Here is a 25,155-nt window from a genome sequence, read left to right as displayed (position 1 = left end):
GCCATGAAGCGGCCAACCATTCTGGTCATCAGCGAGAAGCCTTCCGTCCGCAATCAAGTCATGCGCAGCGGCTTGAAGGCGAACTGGACGGTTCGCGTCGAAGGGGACGGAGCAGGCGGACTTCTCCAAGCTCTTCAGGAGCCTTACGATGTCGTCCTCGCCGAATCCAATCTTAAGGATATTGACGGCTGCACGATCTGCAGCGAAGTTAAAAAGCAAACGGAAGCTTCTTTTATTCTGCTCCGAGCCGAGGAGCAGAAATCGTCTTCTATCCAGGCGTTCGAGAATGGCGCGGATGATTGCCTCAGCTGGCCGATCAGCGAAAAGGAGCTTGTCCTGCGGGTGAATGCCCTTGTGTACCGATCCTTTGCCGTGCTTTCTCCCCTCCATAAGTCGAGACGACCCTATTTGCTGAAGCTTGATCCGGCTCACCTGATCTGTTGGATCCACAATAAGCCGGTCGTACTGGCGCCCATGGAGTACGAGCTCCTCTCCTGCCTGAGAAACAGTCCGAATCAAGTGCTTTCCAGAAACGAGCTCTTGATCCGCACACGCTCTTCCGCTTTTCGAAAAAACATGCGGAGTCCATCTATTCATGCCAGGACGATCGATACCCACATCATGAATCTGCGGGCCAAGCTGGAAGAAGCTCTTCCGGGATCTTCGAAATGGATCCAGACGGTTCGCGGAGAAGGGTACCGGTTGATCGAGAGACTTCAGCGGTGACCGGCATGCCCAGGCTAGAACCGATGACGATCCGGCGGCAGGACGTCGCGGTCTATGAGACCTTGCTCGTAAGCGTACCGCGTCAGCTGGACCCGATTGGCGAGCTGAAGCTTGGCCAGGATGTTCTTCAGGTGATTTTTGACGGTATGCTCGGAGATCGTCAGCTCCTCCGCAATCTTTTTATTGATCAGCCCTTTGGCCACGCAGGAAAGAATTTCACGTTCCCTGTTCGTTAAAGGCGACACGGCGGAATAATCGGCAGGATAGGCTTGAAATTCCTTTAAGACCATGGAAGCGAGCTCTTTGGACATGGGGGTTTCATCGGATACGATCGCTCTTAGATAGCTCAGCCAGGTTCCGGGTTGCAGGTTTTTGAGCAGGTATCCCTGCGCCCCTTTTTTTACTGCCTCGAACAGATCGGATATATCATCCGAAACGGTCATCATCACGATCTTGATCCAGGGGTAGACCATCTTGATCCGTTTTGTCGTCTCCAGGCCGTCCATTCCAGCCATGCGGATATCCATCAGAATCAAGTCCGGCTGCAGCAGCCTGACCAGCTCCAAGCCTTCCTTCCCGCTTGAAGCTTCTCCCACGATGACAAAAGCGGAATCTTCCTTTAAAAGCTCTCGAACGCCTTCGCGCGCCATGGAGTGGTCATCCACGACAAGCACCTTTACTCTTGTTTGCATCGTCTTCTTCACCTGCTTCTTTGTCCTTGTTCCCCCATTGTGCAGCAGCGGGATGAAAAGAACATGACTCTTTGGAGTCACCGGGCAGCAATCTCAAGCATTCATTGCGGCTAGAAAATGGATACGATAAAAAAACCCGCTTCGATCGAAGCGGGTTTTTCGGTATTCATAATGCCTCAGCAAGGGATTTCTCGATGTCCGCGACACTTTGAAATTGTCCTTGGACGATGCGGGCGATCTTTCCTTCCGGAGAGATCAGAATGGAAGTCGGAAGCGCATTCGCCCGATAAGCGCTGACCGCTTCCCCCGTTATATCCACGAATACGGGCATGTCGATATGGTTGGCATCCATAAATTCACGAATCGTTCCGCGGCTTTCCCCTACATTGACGGCCAGGACGGCCGTCGTGTTTCCAGTCAGAGCCGAGCGGGCTGCTTCGCTGATCAAGGGCAGCTCCGTGACGCAAGGAACGCACCAGCTGGCCCAAAAGTGGACGAGCACCGCTCGGCCGCGATAGTCGGATAAATGAATGCTTTCCCCGGTCAGTGACTTGACCCCGATATCCGGAGCCGCCGAGCCTTCTTTGACCGAAGCGCCCGTCCCTTGCGGCCGGTTGTCGGCGATCGTGGCGACGGTCGCAAGAAGAGCCGCAGCCAGAAGAAGCAAAGTCAGCAGGATCTTTGGCCTTCGTTCGAAACGGAAGCGGCCTCTGTTCATAAATCCTCCTTATCCGCGACGCGTATCGCTGAACGCTGCATGCAGCCCGCCTGGTCCGTACTCCTCCAAAAAGGATGAAACAGCGCCCTGCTTGACGGCCGATCCTTCCTGCAGGAACAGGACGTAATTCGCGGAGGCTTCGGCTACAGGCAGCTGATGAGTCGAGTAAATCACGGCATGCCCATCCTCGGCGGCCCTCTTCACCAGCTCCACAAAAGCATCCATCCAGTAAGGATCGAGGCCGTTGGTCGGTTCATCCAGCACGAGCAAGGACGGGCGCGACAGCAGCGCCTGGGCAAACAGCAGCCGTTGGCGCATGCCTTTGGAAAAAGAGGCGACCTGCTTGTTCCTTACTCCCGTCAAGCCGACTTCTTCCAGGACCTCCGCGGTCCTCCCGCGGGACAGCCCCCGCAGCGAAGCCCAGAAGCTCAGCGTTTCCCAAGCCGTCAGCCCTCTGGCAAAAAAATAGTCGTCCGGCATATAGCCCATCTGTTCGGCGTAAGACCGGCGATTGTCCTTCCAGCTCAGGCCGTTCACTTCGATCCGCCCGGCCGTCGGCTGGAGGATGCCCATCACCATGCGCAGCAGCGTGCTTTTGCCCGCTCCGTTGCCGCCGCAAAGGGCATAGACGTCACCTCTTTGCAAAGACAAGGACACAGGACGAAGGATCGTCTGGCCTTTGATCGTTTTGCCGGCTCCCTCGATTCTAAGAACAGGTTCATCCACGGGAACGCCCCCTTTCCCAAGCCCAGGCTGAGACTCCGGACGCCGCCACGATCCAGAGCAGGCATACGGCGGCAAAAAGGATGGCTCCCAGCGGCTCGCTCATGACGTCTACCCATTTGTAATAATCGGGACCAAGGATAGAACCGCCGCCAAGCTTCACCACGACGAATAATCGCACCAGCTCGGCCGGATTGAGAAACGTCAGGAAGATCAACGCCGGCTTGATCCACAGATAGGGAACGAACCCAAGTCCCGCGATCAGCAGCGCCGGCCAGCCGATGACGGTGAAGAACCAGAAGGCGACACCGTAAGTGAGCGCCTGCCAGCGGTTGCGGGCCGCAGTCCCGATCAGGAGAGCGACGGCCAGGAAGAGCAGAATCAGAAGGACGGAAAATACAAGGAACAGCAGCAAGGTCCGGAGCTGGAAGCCTCCTCCTGCAAGCGCTCCGGCTACTCCGCTCACGCCGTACGCAAAGGCGGCGACCGTCATCAGGACAATGGCGAGCCCGGCATATTTGCCCAGGATGAACGACCATGTTCGCAGAGGGTAGGTGGACAGCAGCTGCCAGCTCCCTTCCTCTTTTTCCGCCGTCAGGGAAAAGGAGCCGATCAGCAGCGTCATGAGAGGCAGCAGATACAAGATCAGGCTTAACATGGAACCGGTCGTGCTTGTGTAGCCGGATATCGAGCTGCTCGAATGAATCAGCAGCAGGACGAGGGTGAACAGGGTGAACAGCGCTAGAAAAGAGTAGGCCCACGGGTTGCGGAAGCCGAGCTTGATTTCCCTTCGCGCAATATGCAGCATATTCATCGCTTAATGGGAATCGGAGCCCATATTTGCAGTCGCTCCCGCATTTGCGCCCATATCCATTTCACCGCCTTCATCATGCGAGTGTCCTTCTCCCATATCCATGCCCATTTGGGCTTTATTCTGCGTCCATTCATGCGAAGCCAGGTCCGCGGCTGTCATGAGCCGGCCTTTTCCTTGTTCTTTCGTGAACGCTTCCGCTGAAGCCTTGTCCTTGAAGCTGTAGATCCCGTACGCCATAGGCGACTTGAAATCGGCATCGTAGACATAAGCGGCTTGGTCATAAGGAATCCATTCCTTGTCATTGTAATCACGAACGTATTCGCCGCCGATCTTTGCCTCCGCGTTTTTCTCCTTCCACTCGTTCATGCATCCGATATCGTCGAATTTGAATGTCTTGCCCTCGGTTGTCGTCAGTTGAGTGGCGAAAGCATCGTCCTTGATCTGCATATTGCAAATGGCGCATTTGTCCACCGTCTCGTCGATCGGCACCGGCTCATAGGTTTGCTTGCCGCAACCGGCAGCCAGCAGGATGGTGAATAAGGAAACGAACAGCACGAGCGTAATTTTTTTCATGATTTTTTGACCCCCATTAGTGTAATGATCGTTAGTGCCGCCACGAGCAGAGCCGCTCCGGCTATTCCCGTCTCCGCTGCGCTCCATGGATTCGGCCGGCTATCGGTTGAAGCGGATGATGACAAAGCAGGCTCCATCCTGGGCTCGCGATCCTGCGTCCATTGCTTTGCATCCGCAGTGAAGAGACTTTCCAGAAACCTCATGCCCGGAGACTGGAAAAAAATCTGATAAGCCGGTATTCCTTTCGTCAGCCTTTGAAAAAAAGGATTCATGACGTACGGGATATCGCTGATCCCGTCGCCGCTGGGATCCAGTCCTTGAAAGGCATCCCAATAATTATGGAGCAGCTCGTTGTCCTTGCTGCCATCCGCTTGCGTTTCGATGACATTCGAGACGAAGCGGTTGTTCTCGAGCCGATTGCTCTGAGAGTCCAGCAGTTGAATGCCGACGAAGTTGTACGAAACGTCATTGTGCTCCCATACGTTGTTCCGGGACATCTCGATGTAAAGCCCGACGCGGTTTCCCGTCAGCTCGTTGCCTGCGACCCGGGTATTCTGCACATCGAAGAACAGCATGCCTTGCGAGTTGACGCTGCCTTTCTGCCGAGTAAAGACGTTGTCGGTCACCTCGGCTCCCTTCACGATCATGGCCATAATGCCGGTAACGTTGAACTCGCAGCTGTTGCGCCTCATGATCGTGCCGTTGGTATACATGCAATGAATGCCGTACCGGGAGTGGTCGATCTCGTTGCTTAGGACGGCATTGTCATGGCTGCTCTCCATGTAGATCCCGTCGAACATGCCGGTCACCCGATTTTCCTGAATGAGATTGCCGTTGGACTGAAAAAGGTCGATTCCATTTCGCTTGTCGGTCTGGCGAGCCGATTTTCCCTTGAGATCATCCGTGGGAGCGACGACCGAGCCCCTGATGGTGGATCCGTTGGATTTGCGAAGCTGGATGCCGTAAGAGCGGGACTTGATTCGAAGCCCATCCACGACGACCCTGTCGGCGGATATGAGTACGGCCGGAGCTTCGCCCGCAGCATCTTTTTCAACGGCCATTCCGTGCAGCTCCGCTCCTTCCGCGGCCAGCTTCACGACAGGAGCATCCCCGCCCGATCCGGTCAAGGTCACGCCTTCGGCTTGTACGATCAGTCTTTTCGAGATGACGATCGCTTCCGCGTACTGTCCGGGCGGCAGTGTTACGGCTTCTCCCGGCTTGGCTGCATCCAGCCTGTTTTGAAGCGAAGCCGCTCCAATCTCTGTCGGGGAAGCCGCTGCCGAATCGGCATGCCCCGATGCTCCCGGCAAGCATGCCGTGCATACGGCCAGGACGGCTGCTCGTCTGACGAGCCTTCCTAATCGGCAATCATGGTTGAACTGGATAGCCAGGAAACTCCCCCCTCTGTGCAAAGCCCGTTTCTCCCCTTCCATGATCATAAAAGAAACGGAGATTTTGCACATAACCCTTTCGGGCTATGAGCAATGACGATCCCGTGACAGGCTGTCTCGATATCCATGCTTGCTTGATGGAAGAACCGAATGCAGGGGAATGGGCATGCCGCAGCCGGTATGGACTCAATCCGCTAAGCAAGCCGTTCATTCCGTGCTTGAAACGGCGAGAACATCCAGCAAGCTCGGACAGAACTCCGGCTCAATCGACTGTGCGCAAGCAACAAAAAAGAGAGCGCCGGATCGGTGCTCTCTTTCCTTTTTTCTTTTTTGTTAATGTCATCAACAATCCGGATCAACCATCGGGAACATACAATTAATTGGATTAATGATCTACACCCTTAAGTATCAAACAAACCTTTAGGTTCGCGGCTCGACCACTCAATCGGCTTTCCCTTTGGCGTCAGTCGACCGCAGCAGAGCTTTGATCTCTTCCATATCCCTCTTCGTTTCGCTGCGAAAGCTTGCAAAATCCGCCTCGAGGCGATGCAGATGCCCTTGCATATCGTCGATTTCCAGCTCGGCCTTGTAATTGATCGCATAATCGATTATGCTCTCGCGCTTGTCGCGGGCCGCTTGGCGGTTCTGGCTCATCATGATGATCGGAGCCTGGAAGCCCGCCAGGAACGACAGCACAAGGTTGAGCAGGATGAAGGGCGGCCCGTCAAAGCGGATCGCCTTTGTCAGCGCCAGGCTGTTGATGACGATCCATAAAGCCAGCACGGCAAAAAAGATAACGATGAACCGCCAGCTTCCGCCGAACTGGGCGATTCGGTCCGCAAGCTTGTCCGGCCAACGGGTATTTTTGTCGTACTCCTCGTTCACCTTGGAATGGATCACATGCTCGAACTCGGCTACGAATCCGTTCAGCCTGGACGAATACGTACTCAGATCGTCCCTTGACAGCTCGGCCTCCATTTCAGCCTCTATTCCTGCAGCATCCATAGCCTTTGTTTTCGCCATCGATCATCTCTCATCTCCGCTCTTTGTCATCTCATCATGGATCTATAGAGACAGGGAAGAAATCCAGAAGCTTCCGTCGCGCGAATAATCCCGGAAAGGACCCGGCACGATCATATCGATGGCATCCAGCTCTTCGCTCGTCCATTGAACGGCCAGCGCGCCCAGGTTCTCCTCGAGCTGACCGCGGCTTTTGACGCCGATGACGGGAATGACGTTTTTCCGCTGCAGCAGCCAGGACAGGGAGAGCTGGCTCAGCTTGACGCCTTTTTGATCCGCAAGTGCCGCCAGCTGCTCGACGATTTCCAGTTTCTTTTGATTGCGCGGTTCAGCCAGATTCATGCGCTCGCCGCGGGAATCGGCCGGAAGAGGCTGATTCTGCCTGTATTTGCCCGACAGCCAGCCGCCGGACAGGGGCGAATACACAATCGTGGCCAATCCATGCCGCTCCGAGGCGGGCAGTATTTCCTGCTCGATCGTCCTGTCCAGCAGGCTGTAGGAAGGCTGATTCGAGACGAACCGCTCCAGGTTCATCCTGTCGCTGGTCCAGAGCGACTCCACGATCCGCCACCCCTCGAAGTTGGAGCAGCCGATATAACGAACCTTGCCCTGCTTGACCAGATCATCGAGCGCTCTCAGCGTTTCGTCCAGCGGAGTATGGGGATCCGGACGATGGATCTGATACAGGTCGATGTAGTCGGTGCCGAGCCTTTTCAGGCTGTGCTCGACCTGCTTCATGATCCGGTAGCGGCTGGCCCCTTCTCCATTGGGGCCGTCCTCGGTCCTCACCTTGAACTTGGTCGCAACGACGACCTTCTCCCGGCGTCCCTTCAAGGCTTTGCCGATGATCTCCTCCGAGGTGCCCTTGCCGTAGGTGTCGGCTGTATCCAGGAAATTGATTCCGGAATCCAGCACCTGGTCAATGACCGCGAGAGAGCTTTTTTCATCCATATCCCAGCTGCCGTAAGTCATCGTTCCGAGGCAGAAGCGCGAAACCTCCAGTCCCGATCTTCCCAAGTACGTATAGTCCATGATTGCATTCCTCCCCCAATGATTAGTTGAACACGAACCAGACCAGAGCGACGACGCTGAGCACGGCCGTCACGGCATACAGCATGCTGAGCCTTGCCCATTTTTTTCCATGCGCGCGGTCGTAAGCAGGGTTTCCATTTCGATTTTCCTTGGAAAAGCCAACCGCCAATGTAGCGCCGATCGCCGCCAGAATGACGGCCCCCACGAGAATATAACTGAACATGACAATCCCCTTATCGATTTAAAGTTAGGCTTGATAAGCGACGATGCCGTTGACGACCGTCATCAGCGCCTTGGCATGAAGCAGCTCGTCGGGATCCATGCCGTCATGGATCCGGCGGTCGACGACGGTGAAGTCGGCATGCTTGCCGATCCCGATCGAGCCCCTCCGGTCCGACTCCCCCGCCGCGGCCGCGCTGCCGTGCGTGAACAGCCCGATGGACTGGGAGATGCTCAGCTTCTCCTCCGGCAAATAGCCTTCATGCCGCTCGCCGGGCTTGCGCCTCGTAACGGCGGCGTGGATGCCGAGGAACGGATTCAGCGGCTCGATCGGCGCATCGCTGCCTCCGGAGCAGGGCAATCCCGTCTGCAGCCATTTCTTCCAGGCGTACAGATAGCTTGTCCGCTCCGGGCCGACCCGGTCCATGACCCAAGGGAAATCGCTCGGCACGAACCGCGGCTGCAGATCGACGGCCAGATTCATCCTCTTCATGCGCTCCACCGTAGCCGGCTGCACGATCTGGGCATGGATGAAGCGGTCCGGGAGCTTGGCGTCCGCGGCCAGCGGATGCGCCTCCAGCACATCCGCCATCATCTCGGCGGCTCCGTCCCCGATCGCGTGGAAGGCGATCGGATATCCCTGCCGCCGCGCCCTGCCGACAATCCCTGCCAGCTCCTCCGCTGTATGCATCGCCAATCCCAGCGCGGCGGGCGCGTCGTGATAAGGCTCCCGGAGCAGCGCCGTGCGGCCGCCGACCGCCCCGTCGGCGAACAGCTTCACCGCTCCGATCCGCAGCCAGTCGCTGCCGCTGCCCGCCCGCATCCCAAGCTCCTGGATCTCGTCCAGGAAGCCGTGGAACATCAGCTGATGGGTCCGGAAAGCCAGGCCTTCCTCCCTCAGCTCGCTCTGGATGCGCAGCATCGCTTCCACGCTGCCGAGCAGCCGGAGATCCTCGGTGTGGGCGGCCGTAAGTCCGAGCCGGAGCGCGTCCTCGCTGGCCCGCCTCATCGAGCTCTTCAGGAAATCGTAATCCGGTGCGGGCTGGACGGCGGCGAATGGAGCGGATGCATTCTCGTAGATCCAGCCGTTCAATTGACCGCCGGCATCTCTGCCGAAGGCGCCCGATTCCGGATCGGGAGTGTGCGCCGTAACGCCGGCTCTGCGGAACGCTTCCGAATTGCCGAGAAACGCATGGAAGCAGGTTCGAGTGAGATAGACGGGATGCCGCTCCGTGATTTCATCCAGCTCTCTCCGATGCGGCGCCGTTCCGTCCGGGAAGTTGTTCTCGTTCCAGTTCAGTCCGAGAATCCATTCGCCCTCCGGCGTGGAGGCGGCCCGCTCGGCAATCATGTGCAGCATCTCTTCCCTCGATGCCGCTTCGGTAAAGTCGAGCATGCCGAGCTTCATGCCATGCATCCCGAGATGCATATGGGCATCGACCAAACCGGGCAGCACCTGCGCCCCGTTCCAATCGACTTTCGCGTAAGGACGCCCGCTGAGCTGAAGCTCCAGCTCGGAAGCGGTTCCAATCGCCCGGATGATGCCATTCTCGACGTAGACCGAATCGGCCGCGGCCGATTCCGTCATGAACAGATTGCCGCGTACGAATAAGACGGCAGACATGGCGACCCCTCCCCGTTTTTTTCTTTCATTATACCAAATCGCCGCTGCCGCAAAAGACAAAAAACCGCCACGCGCGTGACGGTCTTGTGCCTGATGGAGGGATGCTTATGGCGACTATTTCCGATGCAGCTGCCTGTATTCATCCTCGAGAATGGCCATGAGAATGGAGTCATGATAGGCATGCCCATAATAGAGCGCCTCGCGCTGTACGCCTTCGCGCTTGAAGCCGAGCTTCTCGTAGACATGCGCCGCCCTTTCGTTGAACGCGAATACGTTCAGCTCGATGCGATGCAGATTGAGAATGCCGAATCCGTAATCAAGCATGAGCCGCAAAGCCTCGCTTCCGTAGCCTTTTCCCTGATGGGACTTGTCGTTCAGCGCGATCCGTATGCCCGCATTGCGGTTGTTGCGGTCGATGTCCTGAATCGCGATGTCTCCGATCAGTTCATCGGTATCCCGGAGAGCGATCAGAAGAAGGACGGAGGATGCATCCTTCTCCTTGCCATGGAGGTAATCGACGATTTGTTCCCTCGTATAGTGCTTCTGCGTGCCGGTGAGCATCCGTGTCTCGGAGTCGTACAGGCCGGCGTAATACCAGTCGGCATCCCCTGCTTCCACAGGTCTCAGATAAACGGATTTTCCTTCCAGAAATCGGACGGGTTTCATGATGGCTGTTCTCCTTTTCGACGAACTCATTATTTCAAAAGATTACCAGCCCGTGTGCGGCCCGTCCAGAACCGAAATCGGTTAAACCCGTTCTCTACCATCCTTCTGGAACGGAACATAGACGAAGGACGCCTTGGCAGGCGTCCTGGCCGAAAGGTCGATCCGGGAAATCAATGAAGCGGCAGCCTGCAGCTTGGCTAGCTCTTCGTCCAGCAGCTTGCGGTACAGATCGGCGCTCATTTTCCTGCCGTCCTCCAGATTTCCTTCTGGATGGCGGATCCATTGCCACAGCTGCGCCCTGGAGATTTTGGCCGAAGCGTCATCCTCCATGAGGCTGTTGATCGGCACGGCGCCCGTTCCACGCAGCCAGGCTTCGATATAGTTCAAGCCGACCGACAGGTTCAGGCGGACGCCGGCTTCGGTAATGGGCTCTCGTGGCGCTTCAAGCAGCTGCTAGGCACCGACGATGCCGTCCGGGTGGATGAAGAGCTGGCTCGCCCCCGGCATATGTTCGTTGAATCCCCCCTCTGCCACTGCGACAAGCCCGGGATGGGCGACCCAAGTGCCGTCATGGCCGATCCGGACTTCCCTCAGCTTGTCGAGGCGAACCTTTTCAAGCGCCCGTTCGTTGGCGGCGGGATTTGTTTTTGAAAGGAATTTGCGCCGCCATGCCGCCGATGCAGACGCTCCCCGCCGGTGGCAGGTCTGGACCGCAAGCCGCGCATAAGCGGCCATGAACGGCGAGTCCATCTTGAAGAGGCTGCGGTCGGGAAAAACAAGCACAAAAAACCCCGCCTACATCGCGGGTTTTCCATCGGACTGATACCGATCATCGGCATGCATCGGCCAGAGGCGGCTATTCCATCAAACGCGCTGTCAGCATGGACTGCGCCACTTGTCGCCGTCATGCAAGTAAGCATCCTTGATCGCCCGGTATGCCGTTCCTTCGCTCACCGATGCCCAAGGCATCGCCGCAACAGACTCTACGGACTGTTCTACCAATCCGTGCCGCCAGCCTGCGTCCTGTCAGGCAAGGCTCTATTTCTCGCCTGCGACGGCGTCATGCCGACATATTGCTTGAACAGCCTCGTAAAATAATTGGGATTGCTGCAGCCGACGCGTTCCGCGACTTCGGTGACGGACAAGCCGGTTTCCAAGAGCAGCTTGGCCGCCTGCCGCATCCGGCAGCGGTTCACAAAATCGGTGAACGTCCTTCCGGTCAGCCTCTTGAACATCTTGCAGAAATGGTGCGGGCTCACGCTCACCATCCTGGCCGCTTCCCTGACTCCCATGGGCGCGCCGCTGTCTTCCACGTGCCGAATCAATTCCTTGAACCTTTCCTGCCGGAATCCGGCTTCCCTTGCCCGTCCCGCCTGTCCCGGAGGCAAATGAGTCCGAGCCAGCCATGCAAAGGCAAGAAACAGATAGGTTTTGGCGATCATCCGCCCGGAAGCGGAGAACCCTGTCCCGGACTCCGCGACAGCCATGTCGATCAAGCGCCGCGCTTCTTCTCCGCATCGGCCCGGATAGGCAGGCAGGGAAGCTCTTCCATCCAGATAAGGGCTGAGCAGCGTGTCATAGTCCTCTTCCTTGGCCCAATCGCTGAACAGCGCCCCGTTGAACACGATAGAGACATACTCCACTTGCTCCGAGCCGCGGCTGAACCCCGTATGCAGATCGCCCGCCTGCACGACGAGCAGCGTTCCCGGCTCGGCCTCGCATACCTGACTGCCGATATGGAATACGGCCCGTCCCCGCCGCATCACGATGAACTCGAAATGTTCGTGCCAGTGCAGGAACAGGACGCATTGGCCAGGCTTCGTTTCTCCCGAAGCGTTGAAAAACAGTTTGAATGGATAGCTGCGGTCCAAAGGGTTGTTCTCCCAATGCTCCCGGTTCATCTCCATCGGCTTCACCTGCACAAGATAAGAGTGGTTTTGCGCAATTTAGGATCGAGAATACAGGGCTGGAATGCGTTATAATTCACTTGACAGCGTTTACTATAGCTCACAATCAGAGTGAATGACAAGCCCGATAGGAAGGGCCAGGCTGGAGGAGGCAAATACAAATGAAAGAGAAGATGTTTCGAATTGTCGTCGCCGGATGCGGCGGCATGGCGAATACTTGGGTGGAATACGCCATGGGCAGGCAGGACGCGGAGATTGTCGGACTTGTCGACATCCGTCTGGAATCCGCTGAGCGCATGGCCGAGAGGCATGGGCTGAGCTGCGGGAAGTATGTGTCGCTTGAGGAAGCAATCAAGGAAAACGAAGCCAATCTCGTGTTCGATGTCACCATCCCGGCCAGCCATCATGAGATCGGCACAGCTGCGATGAAGCTTGGCTGCGACGTATTCTCCGAGAAGCCGCTCGCTGAATCGCTCGATGGCTGCCTCGATCTCGTCCGGGTATCGGATGAGACGGGACGATCGCATGCCGTCATGCAGAACAGACGCTTCGACCCCAATATACGGGCGTTGCGGAGCCTTATCAAGGAAGGAACGATCGGCAAGCCCGGTTTCGCCGGAGCGGACTTTTTTATCGGCGCTCACTTCGGCGGCTTCCGGGATGCCATGGAAAGCCCTCTCATTCTGGATATGGCCATCCACACGTTCGACCAGGCGAGGCTTATTCTCGGCGCCGATCCTATCTCCGTCTATTGCCATGAATTCAACCCCGCCGGCTCCTGGTATGCGGGAAGCGCGGCTGCCGTCTGCATATTCGAAATGTCCGACGGCTCCGTGTTTAACTATCGGGGCTCCTGGTGCGCAGAAGGCGCCCCCACCTCGTGGGAAGCTCAGTGGAGGATTACAGGCTCTGCGGGAACGGCGATATGGAACGGCTCGGACAGCCCATATGCGGACATCCTCGCCCCTCAGCAGGAGGAGCAAGCCTTCTTGAAGGCGACGAAGCGGATCGAAACCTCCCCTGCAGCCGGCGGCGCGTCCTGGCATCACCGCTGCCTGGACGAATTGTTCGACTCCCTGCTGCAGGAACGCCCCGCCGAAACGGACTGCCGGGACAATCTTCTCAGCATGGCTATGGTGCTCGGCGCGATGGAAAGCTCAAGAAGCGGGCGGAAGGTGCTCCTGTCGGAGCTTCTCGGACGCTAGCGCCGGCTTCACCTCGATCCGATCGGGTCCTCACAGGATCGCCTCTCCAATCTATCCGTTTTAGACTATCACCGGCTGACTTCTCCGATCATGGGATTTTTGAGAGCGCCGGAATGGCTGATTCGAGCATTGACCTTGATTTCCACAACCGGCTTCATGTCGAACAGCGAGGTATCGTTCCCAAGCGCTTTCCACGCCCGATTGGCTTTTTTATACATGGCATGCTCCAAATTCAGAAGGTCCGTCTTGGTGCGAACGGATTGCTCGACCATCTGGCGGACCTCTTCTTCAATTTTCCTGTTGGATGCTGCCTCCAATTGGGACAAAGACATATACTTCTCGTCTTGCCGCGACGATAGATACCCTTTGGTCTGGATTTCGACCTCGAATGTTGGAATCGGGCCCGGGCGGACGGAAATGCTGGATTTCGGATCCAGAAAGATAATCTGCACATCCGTTTTGTCCTCCGAAGGCACAAGCAGCGAAATCCGGTTCGACTCTTGGGCAAGCCAGCGCATTCCCTGCAGCTGCTTGATCGGAACGAGCGATTGCAGCCGCTTTTCCTTGATAAAGTAAGCCCCGCTTACATACGGCTTTTCCTCTTTTCCTTTCTGATCCTTCCACTGCGTCTTATTAATGGACACCGCCGGTATATAAGCGGTCTCTCCCGGCTCGAAAGCGCTGCGCATCAACTCGAACAATTGCACGGGCTCAAGCTGAGAATTCTGAATGAAGATGGACTTGGGCTCATGCAAAATCGTATTCAGCGCCGATTGCCGGAAAAATCCGTTCATCATGAGAATATCCTCCATCTTGTCCTTCGTCCCGTATACCCATGGCGTCAGCCTGATTTCATGGTAGCGGGGCAAGCTGTCGAATACATGCTCGAGTCCGTGCCGGATAGCTCCTTCGCCGAAGATGACAGCCGTCATATGCGACCAGACAATCATGGATTGGCTCGTTTTATAGATTTGAAACATCGCGTCGTTCAGCGTGGAGCCCTCGCCATGGCCGACCCAGATCATCGGGCTTTGATCGTTCGCATTGGGTTCCGTTTTGGCGACGGATGCAAAATCGAGCATTTGATAATACCCGACGTACTTGCCGTCTACATAGTCGATTCCGATCGCGGTGACGTAATTGAGATCCTGAGGATCGACGATATCCGTGTTTCCCGAGCAGGATGTCAGCGTCAGCAGGACCGCGATTCCGCCCAGCGCGCGCCGCAGCATAGATTATCCCTTCTTCCGTTTTTTCAGCATCGTTGCCATATAATTGCGCCTTTGGCGCGGGTTCAAGGCCAAGGCGGACATCCATTCCCGGAACTGCAGGGAAGCGATCGGCTCCAAATAGTTGAGCCCGAACGAATCCAGCCGGCAAAGATAGATCAGGATGCCGATGCCGGACAGCATGAATCCGTACACGCCCAAGTAAGAGGAGAAGAACAGGACGAACAGCCGGATGACGCTCACTGTGCCGGATAGGGATTGGTTGACGAGCACGAACGTCGCGACTGCCGATGTCGAGATGACTACGAGCATCGTAGGCGAAGCCAGTCCTGCACGGACGGCGGCATCGCCGATGATGATGCCGCCGACGATGCCCACCGTTTGGCCGACCGCTTTGGGCAGCCTGACCCCCGCTTCCCTAAGAAGCTCGAACAAGATCAGGAGAGTAAGCGCCTCCAGCGCCAGCGGAAGCGGAATGCCGCTTCTGGAGACGACCACCGTCGCCAGCAGCTGGAAAGGAATTTGGGATACGTTCACCGAACCTATCGCGACCCAGAAGCCGGGCAGGAAGATGGCGATCAGAAACCCGACCATCCGGATCAGCCTCTGAAGCATGACGAAATGATACGGGTAATGCACATCCTCCGGCGACTTGAGCACCTCGAAGAAATTGATTGGACCGATCAGCACCATCGGAGACCCGTTGACGATGACGATGAACCTTCCTCTAAGCAGGCATTCCGTAGCAAAATCGGGCCGGGCAATGTAATCGAGGAGAGGAAACAGGGAAAAAGAACGGTCCGACAGCCACTGCTCCAGCTGGCCGCTCCCAATGATGCTCTCCGTCTCGAAGCTGGAGAGCCGCTTCCTGATTTCGTCGATTAGGACCGGATCGGCTTTATGCTCGAGATAGACCAGGTATACCTTCGTGCGGCTCAAAGACCCGATATCGAACTGCTCGCTGAATAGATGGGACGTCTGCAGCCTTTTGCGGATCAGGGCCAGGTTCGTATTCACCTCTTCGGTGAAGGCGTCCTTGGGTCCTTTGATGGAAATTTCCGTATTGGACTCCGCAGGCTGCCGCTTCGGAATATCCGCGATGTTGAGGGCGTGGAACCTGCGCTCTCCCGCCTGATGAAAGAGGACATAACCGGTGAAAAGCAGATCGATCATCCAGCTGGCGGTATCCGCCTCGATGATGGGCGGGGACACCGGCGGGCCGCCCTGCTCGCTCCCCCCTTGGTCGAGCCAAGCGATAAGCGGGTTCATATATTCGTTCAGTTCGGCATGATCGATCATTCCATCGCAGTAGAAAACAGCGAACCTGGATGCATATCCTTCCGGAACGGGAGCGAAGCATAGATCCGAGTAGACCGAAAGCTCTTGCTTCAGATGCTCCCCCTTCAGCTTGCCCGCCGCCAGCAGCTCCTCCAGATGCGCTATCGCCGGCGGCTGTTTTGGCTCCTGCTTATCCTTCATTTCGGCTCAACCCTCTTCCAGGCGGAATGAAGCTGGCGATGAACAAGATCAGCAGCATAGCCAGACCGAACAGGACGAGACCCGGATAATAAAGGAACTCCATGAATTGCTGCATTGTGATGTCGCTGATCGGCAGCAGGATCATGACGACCAGGGCGAGCGCTATTCCCGTTGTCCACCACTGACGGAATCGGATCGATTTCGTCTCGAGAATATCCGTCAGCAGGAACAGCATCAGAGCGACCCGCACGAGAGAGCCGGCCATCAACTGCAGGATGGCCAGGAAATCGACATGGGAAATCCGCTTGCCGACAATGAGCAGCCTCCATTGCTCGAAGGCGGGAAAGCGCAAGCTGCCGGCCACCGACGGTCCGAACGAAGCGAGGCTGCCCGTTACGGGTCCAATGACCAGTCCGCATAACAGCGTGATCAGGATGACGAGGCTGGTATAGTTGAGAGGCTTTTTGAGCTTGTGCTGAAGCAGAAGCAGCAGCAGCAGATCCGTCGTACCGCCGACGACGATCATGCTTCCCTTGAGCACAGGACCGGCTCCGTTGGCCAGGACGGGCATCAAATAACCGTAGTCCTTGGCGTAGAATGTAAACGCCGATACGAAATGCCCCAGAAGCCAGATGATCGGCAGAAGCAGGGCCGACATTTGAAACAGCGTGCTTCCTCCTTTGTAAGAGGCGCCCAGGGCGAACAGCATGAACAAGACGGTAACAATCCAGATGGGCGTAAAAGGCAGGAAAAAAATCGTCACGACCTCGATCATATCGAAGAGGGCAATATACCCCGCGAGAAAATAGTTCAATGCCATAACCGCGATAAGCGGAACGGCGATCCAGACGCCCATCCGCGATTTCAGCCAGCCGTACAGCTTCTCCTTGCCGATGGATTTCGATATCCGCACAAAGAACAGGCCCCATGCAAGCAGAAATACATATGCGACCAGGACGCTGATCCAGGAATCCCTTCCGGAAGTCTTCAGCAGCTGCGGCAGGATAAGAACATGATTCGATATGCCGAGCGATAACAGGAGAAGGAAAATGACCTGCGTCCGCGAGTACATGTAGTTTTCGCCTCCTATGCAGCAAGTAACGCTTAGAGTATCCAGTTTCATCCATGGATATTCGGCAGCAGATCCTCTCCTTGCTGGCGGCTAATGCCTTCCCGTTGCCGAGCCAAAAAAAAGAACCGCAGCTTCGGCCAAAGGCGGAAGCTGCGGTCGGCAGGCAATCTCTGCTGAAACATACAAGCGGCTATCCACGCTTCACCCATGTCGGTATTTTGCCGGCAACGGAATCCATCGCCTCTCGCAGCTGCTTGTTGTCGATATGCGTATAGATTTGAGTCGTCTCGATGCTGGCGTGCCCGAGCAGCTCCTGCAGCGTCCGGATATCCGTGCCGCTGCGGATCTGCATCGTGGCGAAGCTATGCCTCAGCTTATGGCTCGACAGCTTTTTCATCGACAGCTCCGGCAAGCTGGCCTGCAGCCGGGAGAGCGTGGAATCCGCCATGTTCTGAATCATCCGGATCGACAGGCGCCTGCCCAGCTGAGACACGAACATCGGCTGCTCCTTTCCTTGCTTCATCTTGAGCTCGGAGGTTTCCATCATTTGGAGCAGGAGCCGCGCGAGCGATGACGGCAGCGGCAGATAACGCCATTTGCGCCCTTTGCCCAGCACGGACAGCATGCCTTCGGACGTCAGGTCGTGTCGGTTGAGCCTGTGGATCTCTCCGACCCGAAGTCCGGCATAGGACATCAGCAGCAAGATCGAAAGATTGCGCTCGCGATGCCTGCCTTCGACATGCTCGAACAGCAGCTGCAGCTGCTCCTCCTCCAGATAGACCGGGATGCGGTTTTTCTGCTGCCTGGATTTGGCTGTAAGCGCGGCCGGATTCACATTCAGCTGCTCCATCTCGTTGAGCGCCTTGTTATAGGCTCTCAGCGAGGACAGCTTCCGGTTGCGCGCTTCATCTCCTGCCCCCGCTTCTCTCGTGCGGGACAAATAACGCATGATGTCGAGCTTGGTGGACTGCTCCAGCGGAGCGGGATGCATCATCGAGAGAAATTGGCCGACATCGGCTTTGTAGGCTCTTTCGGTCGAAGACGTCATGCCCTGGTTTTTCATCCAGATGCCGAACAGCTCGAGCTCCGTTCCATAGGTGTCCTGAAGCTCATGATTCGTTGCGTACAAGTCCTCCAACCTCCCGCTTTGAATTCATTTATCGCTTTAAAATCGAAGTTGCGTAAAATATGTATTTCACGCCATTTTGAGGCAAGAAAAATCGGCAATCCTAAGGCTAGGAATGCCGGATATGCTGCAGCGTCTGCGTGAAGATTTGCTCCACATGGTCGTCGTCCAAGGAGTAAAACACGGTTTTGCCTGCCTTGCGGCGTTTGACGATGCGCATATTGCGCAAATATCGAAGCTGATGGGATACAGCCGACTGGTTCATGTCCAGCAGCACGGTCAAGTCATGCACGCATAATTCGGCATGAAGCAGAGCTCCTACCAGCCGCACTCGAGTAGGATCCGAAAAGGCCTTCATCCAATCGGCCAGCTGGCCGGCGGAATTCTCGTCAAGCATCGATGCCCGCACCGCATCCAGATTGGCTGTCGATCCTTCCCCGGAGTCCTCGTCCATCAATTCGGCCGTCTCCAACCGCCCGTCACCGGAAGCAGGCCGCTCAGCCGAAGAATAGAATGTTTCATCGGTCATTCTTCATCACTCCGGTTTCTCTAAGGTGGTTTCATTATATCAAACGGGGAGTTAAAGCGGAACTTTTACGGATAATAAAAAAAGAGACGCTCTATGGGCTGTTTGCATTGACACTCCAATGGTTTAATCATATTATATGAGCAAGTGATCATATGTTATATTAATTCTCTTTTTGGAAAGTAGGTACCGACGATGACGGAATACCGGGTAAAAGGTCTCAGCTGCGGCAATTGCACGCTCGAGCTCGAACGTGAAATTCGCAAGCTTCCTTACGGCGATACGGCTACTCTTCATTATTCCTCGGCTCGGCTTGTCATCGACGAGCGGGTGCCGCTCGATAAGCTGCGAAAAATATTGAAATCGGACGGAGCGGCTTTGATCGGTTCAGCCGCGGCGGCTTCAAGCCCTCATGCTGGAGTTTCCTCTTCTTGCGTATTGCCGGAATCAGGCCAAGGCCATTCTTCGGAGCATGAACACGGCAGCAGCGAAGATAGCCATAACCATAACCATAGCCAATCGAAATGGAACAGCACTGCTGGCGTAGCGGCGGCTGCTTCAGGCGAAGCCCCAGACACCGGCAATGCTCAAGCAGGTTCTCACACCGGCAGCGATGGCCACGGACACGATCACAATGACGGCCATCATGATCACGATCATGGAGATGGAAGCCGCTTGACCCTGTATCTCATAGGCGTCTCCTTCCTGCTGTTCGCTCTGGCGGCATGGTCGGGCTCCCTCCTCTCCGACACGATGCAAATCGTCTTTTATGTCGCGGCGATAATTTTGAGCGGCTGGTCGACGTTCTGGAGAGGACTACGCAATTTGCTGCGCTTTCGCTTCAACATCGATACGCTCATGACCGTCGCGCTGGTCGGGGCGGCAGCGATTCAGGAATGGAAGGAAGCTACGCTCGTCGCCATCCTGTTCGGCATCAACGAGCTGCTTGAAGGCCTCGGCATGAGCCGTGCCCGCCGTTCCATGGACCGGCTGCTGCAGGCTGCGCCGAAGGAAGCCGTGCTGCTGGCCGACGGCGGCCAGCAATCCGTCCCGGTAAGCCGGCTTCGCGAAGGCGATCTCGTGCTAGTGAAAGCAGGCTCGCAGATCCCATCGGACGGCACGATCGTAAGCGGTCAGAGCTCTGTCAACGAAGCGGCGATTACAGGCGAGTCGCTCCCTGTCGACAAGAAGATCGACGATCAGGTTTTCGGCGGCAGCCTCAACAACGAAGGCATGCTGACAGTCCGGATCGACCGGGCTTACCAGCAGTCCTCGCTGGCCAAAATCCTGCAGCTCGTGCAGGAAGCCCAGGAATCGAAAACGCCGACAGAGCTGTTCATCAACCGCTTCTCCCGATACTACACGCCCTTTATTATGCTTGTTTCCCTGCTCGTCATCCTCATCCCTCCGCTGCTGCTCGGCGGTTCATGGAACCACTGGCTTTATGAAGGGCTGGCCGTCCTTATCGTAGGATGTCCATGCGCTTTGATCCTCTCCTCGCCCGTTGCTATCCTGGCCGGAATCACCCGATTGGCGCGCGAAGGAATTCTGGTCAAAGGCGGAGCTTTTTTGGAGCAGCTCGGCAAGATCGACTTGATCGCCTTCGATAAAACCGGAACGTTGACCAAAGGCCGGCCGCATGTCGCGGCCGCGGAAAGTTGGGATGACCGGTTCCTGCCGATCGCGGCCGCGATCGAGAGCGGTTCGTCCCATCCGCTTGCGGGAGCGGTTCTGAATTATGCCGAGCAGCACTCCGTGCATGTCGAGCCGCTGGAATCCGAGACGGCCGCAGGACGCGGGCTGAAGGCGTCGAAGGACGGAGCCACCTATACCCTCGGCAGCCAGCAGCTCATCGAGAGCCTCGGCCTTACCGACTATGACAACATCAGAGCATCGGTCGATTCGTTCTTAAAGCAAGGTTATACGCTTGTGCTCGTTGCCGACGATACCCGCGTGCTGGGCATGTTCGGCATATCTGACGAGCTGCGGCCGGAAAGCCCGGCGGTGCTGCAGGGGCTGCGCCGAGCCGGCATTCGGCGCACGGTCATGCTGACCGGCGACAACGCTCAATCCGCAGACCGCATGGCAAAAGCAGCCGGCTTGACCGATGTGTATGCCGGCCTGCTGCCGGAAGATAAAGTCAAGCGCATCCAAGAGCTCAAGTCGTCCGGCAAGGTGGCCATGATCGGCGACGGCATCAACGACGCTCCTGCGTTGGCGGCGGCCGATCTCGGCATTGCCATGGGAAAAGGCACGGACAGCGCCATTGAAACGGCCGATCTGGTACTCATGCAGGACAATCTGACGAAGCTTCCTTCTGCTGTCCGGACCGCAAAAACAACGAACCGGATTATCCGCTTCAATCTTGGCGTAGCTCTCGGCCTCAAGCTCATCGCCCTCTTGCTCACCATTCCGGGCTGGCTGACGCTTTGGATCGCGATCCTGTCGGATATGGGCGCCACGATCTTCGTGTCCCTGGTCAGTCTGACTTTGCTCCTTCCTGTACGAAAAAAAGATAAAGCCTAATCATAGACATCATTTAAGGCGCCTTTCCTCCAGGAAAGGCGCCTTTATCATTCCGATATGATGCAAGGCACGAGAAGAGCGGCTTCGATGCGATCCGTATTTTAATTCCAGAGCCCCCAGATACTTCCCGCAACGGTTTGTCCATGAGCCTTTATCGATCTTCATTTCAGCATCTTTCGACTTCTCTACCAAACGGAATCTTCCAAACATTGCCTTTCAACAGTCAAATAAGGTACGCTGGATACGGTCTGAAGCGAAAACGCAGGGGAGGCAAGGCTTGTGGAGCAGGAACCGATCATCACTCTTTCCAATATCTCCAAATCTTATCATAAGCGAAAAATATTATCTTCCGTCCATTTATCCATTCATCCCGGACATGTCTATATGCTGCAGGGAAGCAATGGCTCCGGCAAAAGCACGCTCATCAAAATTGCCGCGAACCTGGTCGCCCCTACTTCCGGAATCCGCAAGGTAGCCGCGCATAAAACCATTCGGATCGGCTACGCGCCCGATCATCTTCCCAAGCTTAAATTGTCATCGTCCGAATACCTCCGATATATGGGACGGATTGCCGGCATCGACAAGCATGTCTTAGCGGACAAAATCCTCGAGCTCCATCGGCTTTTTCAGCTGGATCCCGGTTCCTCCGCCTATTTGCTCCACTATTCCAAAGGGATGCTCCAAAAAGTAAACCTCATGCAGGCTTCGCTGCAAAAGCCGGATCTGCTTTTGCTGGATGAACCGCTGTCCGGCCTGGATGCGGAATCGCAGGCTCATCTGCTGGAAGCGCTGCAGAAGATTCATATGCAAGGCACAGCGGTTGTGGCAGCCGTGCATGATTCCTTGCTGATCGAGGCTCTTGGCGGCACCATGCTGCAACTGAAGGAAGGCGTCCTTTCGGTGGAATCGAACGTTCCATCCCAGGCGGCGGCAGCGCCCTCCCACAGCCAGGTCGAAATCAAAGGCAGAGCCGAGCCGGACATGCTGGCACAAATTCTGATGAGATATCCGCAAGCCAGACGTCAGCTGGCCGAGTCCAACGATTTGCTCGGGTCCGATGATTTCATTGTTCATCTCCCCTATGGACAGTCGCAGCAGCTCCTCCTTGCGCTGCTGCAAGCCGGGGCGGTCGTCGACGTCGTGATACCGATAAAGGAGGGCTGAAAATGCGCCACCTGCTGGCCTACCATTGCCGCTGCCATCTTCGTTCTTACCGCTATGCGGCGCCGCTCTCGCTGTTCTTGCTGGCCCTTTTGTTCATCTACGCCCAGGTTCCGAATCCGGTCATGGGCAGCTATGCGTTTTCCTCTTCCTTCTTGTTCTTGATTATGATATGGGTCTGCATCGGAGTCATGGAAGGGGAAGAAGCCAATCAGGACATGCTCCTCTCGCTGCAGGCGGGTTCGTTCCTGCGGCTGTTCGCTTCCAAGCTGCTCTACGCGTGGTGCTTTTCGCTTCCCTTGGCAGCATTCGCCGTTCTGTACCCTGCCCTGTTCCACAAGTTCGCCAGAGCTCCCGAGGTGTCCGAATTAGCCTTTTCATTCGGCAGCCACATCGTGATGTCGGTGCTTGGCATCGGAATTGCATCGTTGTTCAACAGCCGGTTGATATCTTCCCGCTCGATCTCCTATCTGCTGCTGCTGGCCGTCATTGCCCTTTCCTTCTCGGGACAAGGCATTCTGGACCAGCTTCCGGCGCCGGCAAACGGATTGGCCTGGCTTGCTCCTCCGGCCTGGCATATGGTACGCACATTGACGCAGTATGACGGCGCAGCCACCTCCGTTCGATTGGCCGCGATTGTCTATCCCTTGCTATACGGCGTTGCCGCGGCTGCATGGGCGTGCAAGCTCATGAACAACCGGAAGCTCGACCTTCCATTGAAGTAATGTTGGAAACAAAAAAGCCCCGCTGATCAGCGGGGCTTTGCATTCATTAAGGAACGAATTGTTGAACGATCTTCGTTACGATTCCGTCCTTGACGGTGATGTGATACGGGAAATAGCTCAAATCAAGCACATCGGTCTGTGGATAAAGCTGGGCGAATTTCTCGAGCGAGATCGGCTCGTTCCACTCGGTATCAGCAGCGTCGTTTCCTTTGTCATAGATCTGCATAAGCACTTCGGCATAGGGAGCAACCTCGTAGGTTTGGACGGAAGGATCGTCGTTGACGATGTAATAGCCGTCCGGAGCTCCGTCCAAGCCGGAATCCGGCTCATGCTTGAGGAACTGCTCATCCGCCTGAGCGCCTTCGTACCAGTCGATCTTGTCGGCGGTTATGTACCATTTGCCGTCTTTATGAGTCAATCCATTAATATAGTCCGTTTGGGTGTCTGCGGTCTTCTTCACGGGCTGATAATCGCCGCCGACCGCGTTGGCCGTGGAGATGAAGTAGAATACGATTGCCGCTGCAGCCATCATGCTGAACATCGTTTTTTTCATTGGGGTTCGACTCCCTTTCTCTTCGCAGGCCGATTCATTGGCATATTACCCGTTCTCGATCGCCCTGAATCATTTGCCCTCGTTCCCTATTATAAACGGCTCATCTCCCCAAGAAGTTGCAACAAAGTTACAAAAGGCTGTAACCTGTATTTAAAGACTATGTTCTTGTCCAAACGGATTCCAGCGCGGACAATAAAAAGGAGCTGCCAGACGACAACATGAAGGTTAAAAGAAGCGCAGGCGCCGCGGTATTTATCCTCATCTACGCGGCCATTACCTATTATATTGGATGGTCCGCATCCGCATTCATGAAATCCTACCATCTCCAGACGGGCTGGATATGGCTGCCCGTCATTTTCTTCGCCCTTTCCTACTTTGCGGCCATGGGGTTGATCCGCGTCTGGGATTCGGCGCTCATTCGCGGAGTCAAAGTCGTTTCTTCCTTCTATGTCGCGATTCTCGAATACTTGATTCTTCTTCTTCCCGCTGCCGGACTGATCGGCCTCGCATGGAACGCCGCAGGCGGCGATACGGATGCTTACGTCCAAGCAGCCGGATGGACGGTGCTGGCGCTGCTCGCGATCCTGCTTTTCTGGGGCTCCCGGAACGCATGGAGCCCTGTCGTCAGAGAACATACGCTTGAAATCGCCAAATCCGTGCCGGGACGAACCGGCATCCGCATCATGGTCGCATCGGATATCCACCTGGGCAACATCGTCGGCAACAGGCATCTGCGCAAGCTCGTGCGCAAGGCCGAACAGCTGAAGCCGGATCTGATCCTGCTCCCCGGCGATGTCATCGACGACAGCGTCAAGCCGTTTTTACGCAACAAGATGGCCGATACGATCTCCGGGCTCAAAGCTCCGCTCGGCACTTACGCCGTGCTCGGCAACCACGAGTATTACGGAGGCCATATCGATGAGTATGCGGCAGCCATGGCTCAAGCCGGCATTCCGGTCCTGCAGGACGAGCTGGTCGAGACCGGCGGCGTCTTCATCGCCGGACGCAAGGACAAAACAGCCGAAAGTCCGGCCTTCGGCGGCCGTCTTTCCGTCCAGGAGCTTGTGCGCGGCGCCGATCCATCGGCTCCCCTGATCGTCTTGGACCACCAGCCCTACGCCTTCGACAAGGCAGCGGCGGCCGGAGCCGATCTCCTGCTGTGCGGGCATACCCATAGGGGCCAGTTCGCTCCCAATCATCTCGTCACTCGCCGCCTTTTCGAGCTGGATTGGGGATATATGATCAAGTCCCGCATGCATGTGCTCGTTTCTTCCGGATTTGGCACCTGGGGACCGCCCATCCGGCTGTTCAGCCGCAGCGAGATTCTGCATATTACCATTCATTTTGTTTAAGCATGGACTTGAACACGATTTTCAGGTACAGGCCTTTTTCCGGCCTGTTTTTTTATTTTCTGCAATATGGTTTACATAACTATTCTTACTTATAGA

27 protein-coding genes are annotated in these 25,155 nt (G+C 56.2%); 6 read left to right on the top strand and 21 right to left on the bottom strand.

Annotated features, from left to right (window positions below; genetic code table 11):
- Positions 1–3 precede the first annotated feature (3 nt).
- On the top strand, positions 4–726 hold the full coding sequence (locus tag VE23_RS03880; RefSeq protein WP_048748188.1) for a response regulator transcription factor: 723 nt from the start codon (positions 4–6) through the stop codon (positions 724–726).
- Between the two features lie 14 nt (positions 727–740).
- Here VE23_RS03880 and VE23_RS03875 read toward each other — a convergent pair whose 3' ends face one another.
- The 15 genes from VE23_RS03875 to VE23_RS03810 form a co-directional block, all read right to left on the bottom strand.
- Positions 741–1,418 (bottom strand): response regulator, encoded by a 678-nt coding sequence (locus VE23_RS03875; protein WP_048748189.1) that lies wholly within the window; start codon positions 1,416–1,418, stop codon positions 741–743.
- 166 nt (positions 1,419–1,584) lie between these two features.
- Positions 1,585–2,136, bottom strand: coding sequence for a TlpA family protein disulfide reductase (locus VE23_RS03870; RefSeq protein ID WP_049867334.1), 552 nt, complete (start codon positions 2,134–2,136; stop codon positions 1,585–1,587).
- Positions 2,137–2,145: 9 nt separating this feature from the next.
- Entirely contained in the window at positions 2,146–2,862 is a 717-nt protein-coding gene (locus VE23_RS03865; protein ID WP_049867333.1) for an ABC transporter ATP-binding protein, read from the bottom strand.
- Positions 2,855–3,673 (bottom strand): ABC transporter permease, encoded by an 819-nt coding sequence (locus tag VE23_RS03860; protein WP_048748191.1) that lies wholly within the window; start codon positions 3,671–3,673, stop codon positions 2,855–2,857. The genes VE23_RS03865 and VE23_RS03860 overlap by 8 nt, the downstream gene beginning before the upstream one ends.
- Positions 3,674–3,676: 3 nt before the next feature.
- Positions 3,677–4,246, bottom strand: a complete 570-nt coding sequence (locus tag VE23_RS03855) for a nitrous oxide reductase accessory protein NosL (protein WP_048748192.1) — start codon at positions 4,244–4,246, stop codon at positions 3,677–3,679.
- A complete protein-coding gene (locus VE23_RS03850) occupies positions 4,243–5,658 on the bottom strand; it encodes a right-handed parallel beta-helix repeat-containing protein (protein ID WP_198156131.1) in 1,416 nt (471 codons plus the stop codon). The genes VE23_RS03855 and VE23_RS03850 overlap by 4 nt, the downstream gene beginning before the upstream one ends.
- A gap of 420 nt (positions 5,659–6,078) precedes the next feature.
- On the bottom strand, positions 6,079–6,660 hold the full coding sequence (locus VE23_RS03845; protein WP_021878201.1) for a DUF1003 domain-containing protein: 582 nt from the start codon (positions 6,658–6,660) through the stop codon (positions 6,079–6,081).
- Between the two features lie 42 nt (positions 6,661–6,702).
- The gene (locus VE23_RS03840; protein WP_048748194.1) at positions 6,703–7,689 is read right to left on the bottom strand and encodes an aldo/keto reductase; all 987 of its coding nucleotides are present in this window, start codon (positions 7,687–7,689) and stop codon (positions 6,703–6,705) included.
- Between the two features lie 22 nt (positions 7,690–7,711).
- On the bottom strand, positions 7,712–7,912 hold the full coding sequence (locus VE23_RS03835; RefSeq protein WP_021878199.1) for a hypothetical protein: 201 nt from the start codon (positions 7,910–7,912) through the stop codon (positions 7,712–7,714).
- Between the two features lie 24 nt (positions 7,913–7,936).
- Entirely contained in the window at positions 7,937–9,532 is a 1,596-nt protein-coding gene (locus VE23_RS03830; RefSeq protein ID WP_049867331.1) for an amidohydrolase, read from the bottom strand.
- A 114-nt stretch (positions 9,533–9,646) separates the two neighbouring features.
- The gene (locus VE23_RS03825; protein WP_373864512.1) at positions 9,647–10,198 is read right to left on the bottom strand and encodes a GNAT family N-acetyltransferase; all 552 of its coding nucleotides are present in this window, start codon (positions 10,196–10,198) and stop codon (positions 9,647–9,649) included.
- 81 nt (positions 10,199–10,279) lie between these two features.
- Positions 10,280–10,624: a hypothetical protein gene (locus VE23_RS27735; RefSeq protein WP_442950545.1), complete on the bottom strand. Its 345-nt coding sequence runs from the start codon at positions 10,622–10,624 to the stop codon at positions 10,280–10,282.
- Positions 10,625–10,651: 27 nt separating this feature from the next.
- Positions 10,652–10,981, bottom strand: coding sequence for a hypothetical protein (locus tag VE23_RS27730; RefSeq protein ID WP_049867329.1), 330 nt, complete (start codon positions 10,979–10,981; stop codon positions 10,652–10,654).
- A gap of 93 nt (positions 10,982–11,074) precedes the next feature.
- Positions 11,075–11,200 (bottom strand): hypothetical protein, encoded by a 126-nt coding sequence (locus VE23_RS27595; protein ID WP_269745980.1) that lies wholly within the window; start codon positions 11,198–11,200, stop codon positions 11,075–11,077.
- Positions 11,194–12,105, bottom strand: coding sequence for a helix-turn-helix transcriptional regulator (locus tag VE23_RS03810; RefSeq protein WP_048748196.1), 912 nt, complete (start codon positions 12,103–12,105; stop codon positions 11,194–11,196). The genes VE23_RS27595 and VE23_RS03810 overlap by 7 nt, the downstream gene beginning before the upstream one ends.
- Before the next feature lie 161 nt (positions 12,106–12,266).
- Here VE23_RS03810 and VE23_RS03805 point away from each other — a divergent pair, with 161 nt between their 5' ends.
- Positions 12,267–13,310, top strand: a complete 1,044-nt coding sequence (locus tag VE23_RS03805; protein WP_048748197.1) for a Gfo/Idh/MocA family protein — start codon at positions 12,267–12,269, stop codon at positions 13,308–13,310.
- 68 nt (positions 13,311–13,378) lie between these two features.
- Here the strand turns inward: VE23_RS03805 and VE23_RS03800 are convergent, their stop codons facing one another.
- The 5 genes from VE23_RS03800 to VE23_RS03780 all read right to left on the bottom strand — a co-directional run bounded on the left by VE23_RS03800 (position 13,379) and on the right by VE23_RS03780 (position 18,670).
- A complete protein-coding gene (locus VE23_RS03800; protein WP_021878192.1) occupies positions 13,379–14,542 on the bottom strand; it encodes a Ger(x)C family spore germination protein in 1,164 nt (387 codons plus the stop codon).
- A gap of 3 nt (positions 14,543–14,545) precedes the next feature.
- The gene (locus VE23_RS03795) at positions 14,546–16,018 is read right to left on the bottom strand and encodes a spore germination protein (protein ID WP_048748199.1); all 1,473 of its coding nucleotides are present in this window, start codon (positions 16,016–16,018) and stop codon (positions 14,546–14,548) included.
- The gene (locus VE23_RS03790) at positions 16,008–17,090 is read right to left on the bottom strand and encodes an endospore germination permease (protein ID WP_048748200.1); all 1,083 of its coding nucleotides are present in this window, start codon (positions 17,088–17,090) and stop codon (positions 16,008–16,010) included. The genes VE23_RS03795 and VE23_RS03790 overlap by 11 nt, the downstream gene beginning before the upstream one ends.
- Positions 17,091–17,280: 190 nt before the next feature.
- Positions 17,281–18,219 carry a tyrosine-type recombinase/integrase gene (locus tag VE23_RS03785; protein ID WP_049867328.1) on the bottom strand — a complete coding sequence of 313 codons (939 nt, stop codon included), beginning with the start codon at positions 18,217–18,219 and terminating at the stop codon, positions 17,281–17,283.
- Between the two features lie 106 nt (positions 18,220–18,325).
- On the bottom strand, positions 18,326–18,670 hold the full coding sequence (locus VE23_RS03780) for an ArsR/SmtB family transcription factor (protein ID WP_048748211.1): 345 nt from the start codon (positions 18,668–18,670) through the stop codon (positions 18,326–18,328).
- A gap of 267 nt (positions 18,671–18,937) precedes the next feature.
- Between VE23_RS03780 and VE23_RS03775 the strand changes: the two genes are divergently transcribed.
- The 3 genes from VE23_RS03775 (at position 18,938) to VE23_RS03765 (ending at position 23,154) form a co-directional block, all read left to right on the top strand.
- Positions 18,938–21,268 carry a heavy metal translocating P-type ATPase gene (locus tag VE23_RS03775; RefSeq protein WP_049867327.1) on the top strand — a complete coding sequence of 777 codons (2,331 nt, stop codon included), beginning with the start codon at positions 18,938–18,940 and terminating at the stop codon, positions 21,266–21,268.
- Between the two features lie 279 nt (positions 21,269–21,547).
- The gene (locus VE23_RS03770; protein WP_049867326.1) at positions 21,548–22,432 is read left to right on the top strand and encodes an ATP-binding cassette domain-containing protein; all 885 of its coding nucleotides are present in this window, start codon (positions 21,548–21,550) and stop codon (positions 22,430–22,432) included.
- A 2-nt stretch (positions 22,433–22,434) separates the two neighbouring features.
- The gene (locus tag VE23_RS03765; RefSeq protein WP_049867325.1) at positions 22,435–23,154 is read left to right on the top strand and encodes a hypothetical protein; all 720 of its coding nucleotides are present in this window, start codon (positions 22,435–22,437) and stop codon (positions 23,152–23,154) included.
- Positions 23,155–23,200: 46 nt separating this feature from the next.
- Here the strand turns inward: VE23_RS03765 and VE23_RS03760 are convergent, their stop codons facing one another.
- A complete protein-coding gene (locus tag VE23_RS03760) occupies positions 23,201–23,707 on the bottom strand; it encodes a hypothetical protein (RefSeq protein WP_049867324.1) in 507 nt (168 codons plus the stop codon).
- A gap of 218 nt (positions 23,708–23,925) precedes the next feature.
- On the opposite strand from VE23_RS03760, the gene VE23_RS03755 reads away from it, so the two are divergent.
- Positions 23,926–25,059 carry a metallophosphoesterase gene (locus VE23_RS03755; protein ID WP_049867323.1) on the top strand — a complete coding sequence of 378 codons (1,134 nt, stop codon included), beginning with the start codon at positions 23,926–23,928 and terminating at the stop codon, positions 25,057–25,059.
- The last annotated feature ends 96 nt before the right edge of the window (positions 25,060–25,155 follow it).

Source organism: Paenibacillus sp. D9, assembly GCF_001188365.1.
GTDB classification, from domain to species: domain Bacteria; phylum Bacillota; class Bacilli; order Paenibacillales; family Paenibacillaceae; genus Paenibacillus_O; species Paenibacillus_O humicus.
This window is presented reverse-complemented; position numbering and strand designations above follow the sequence as displayed.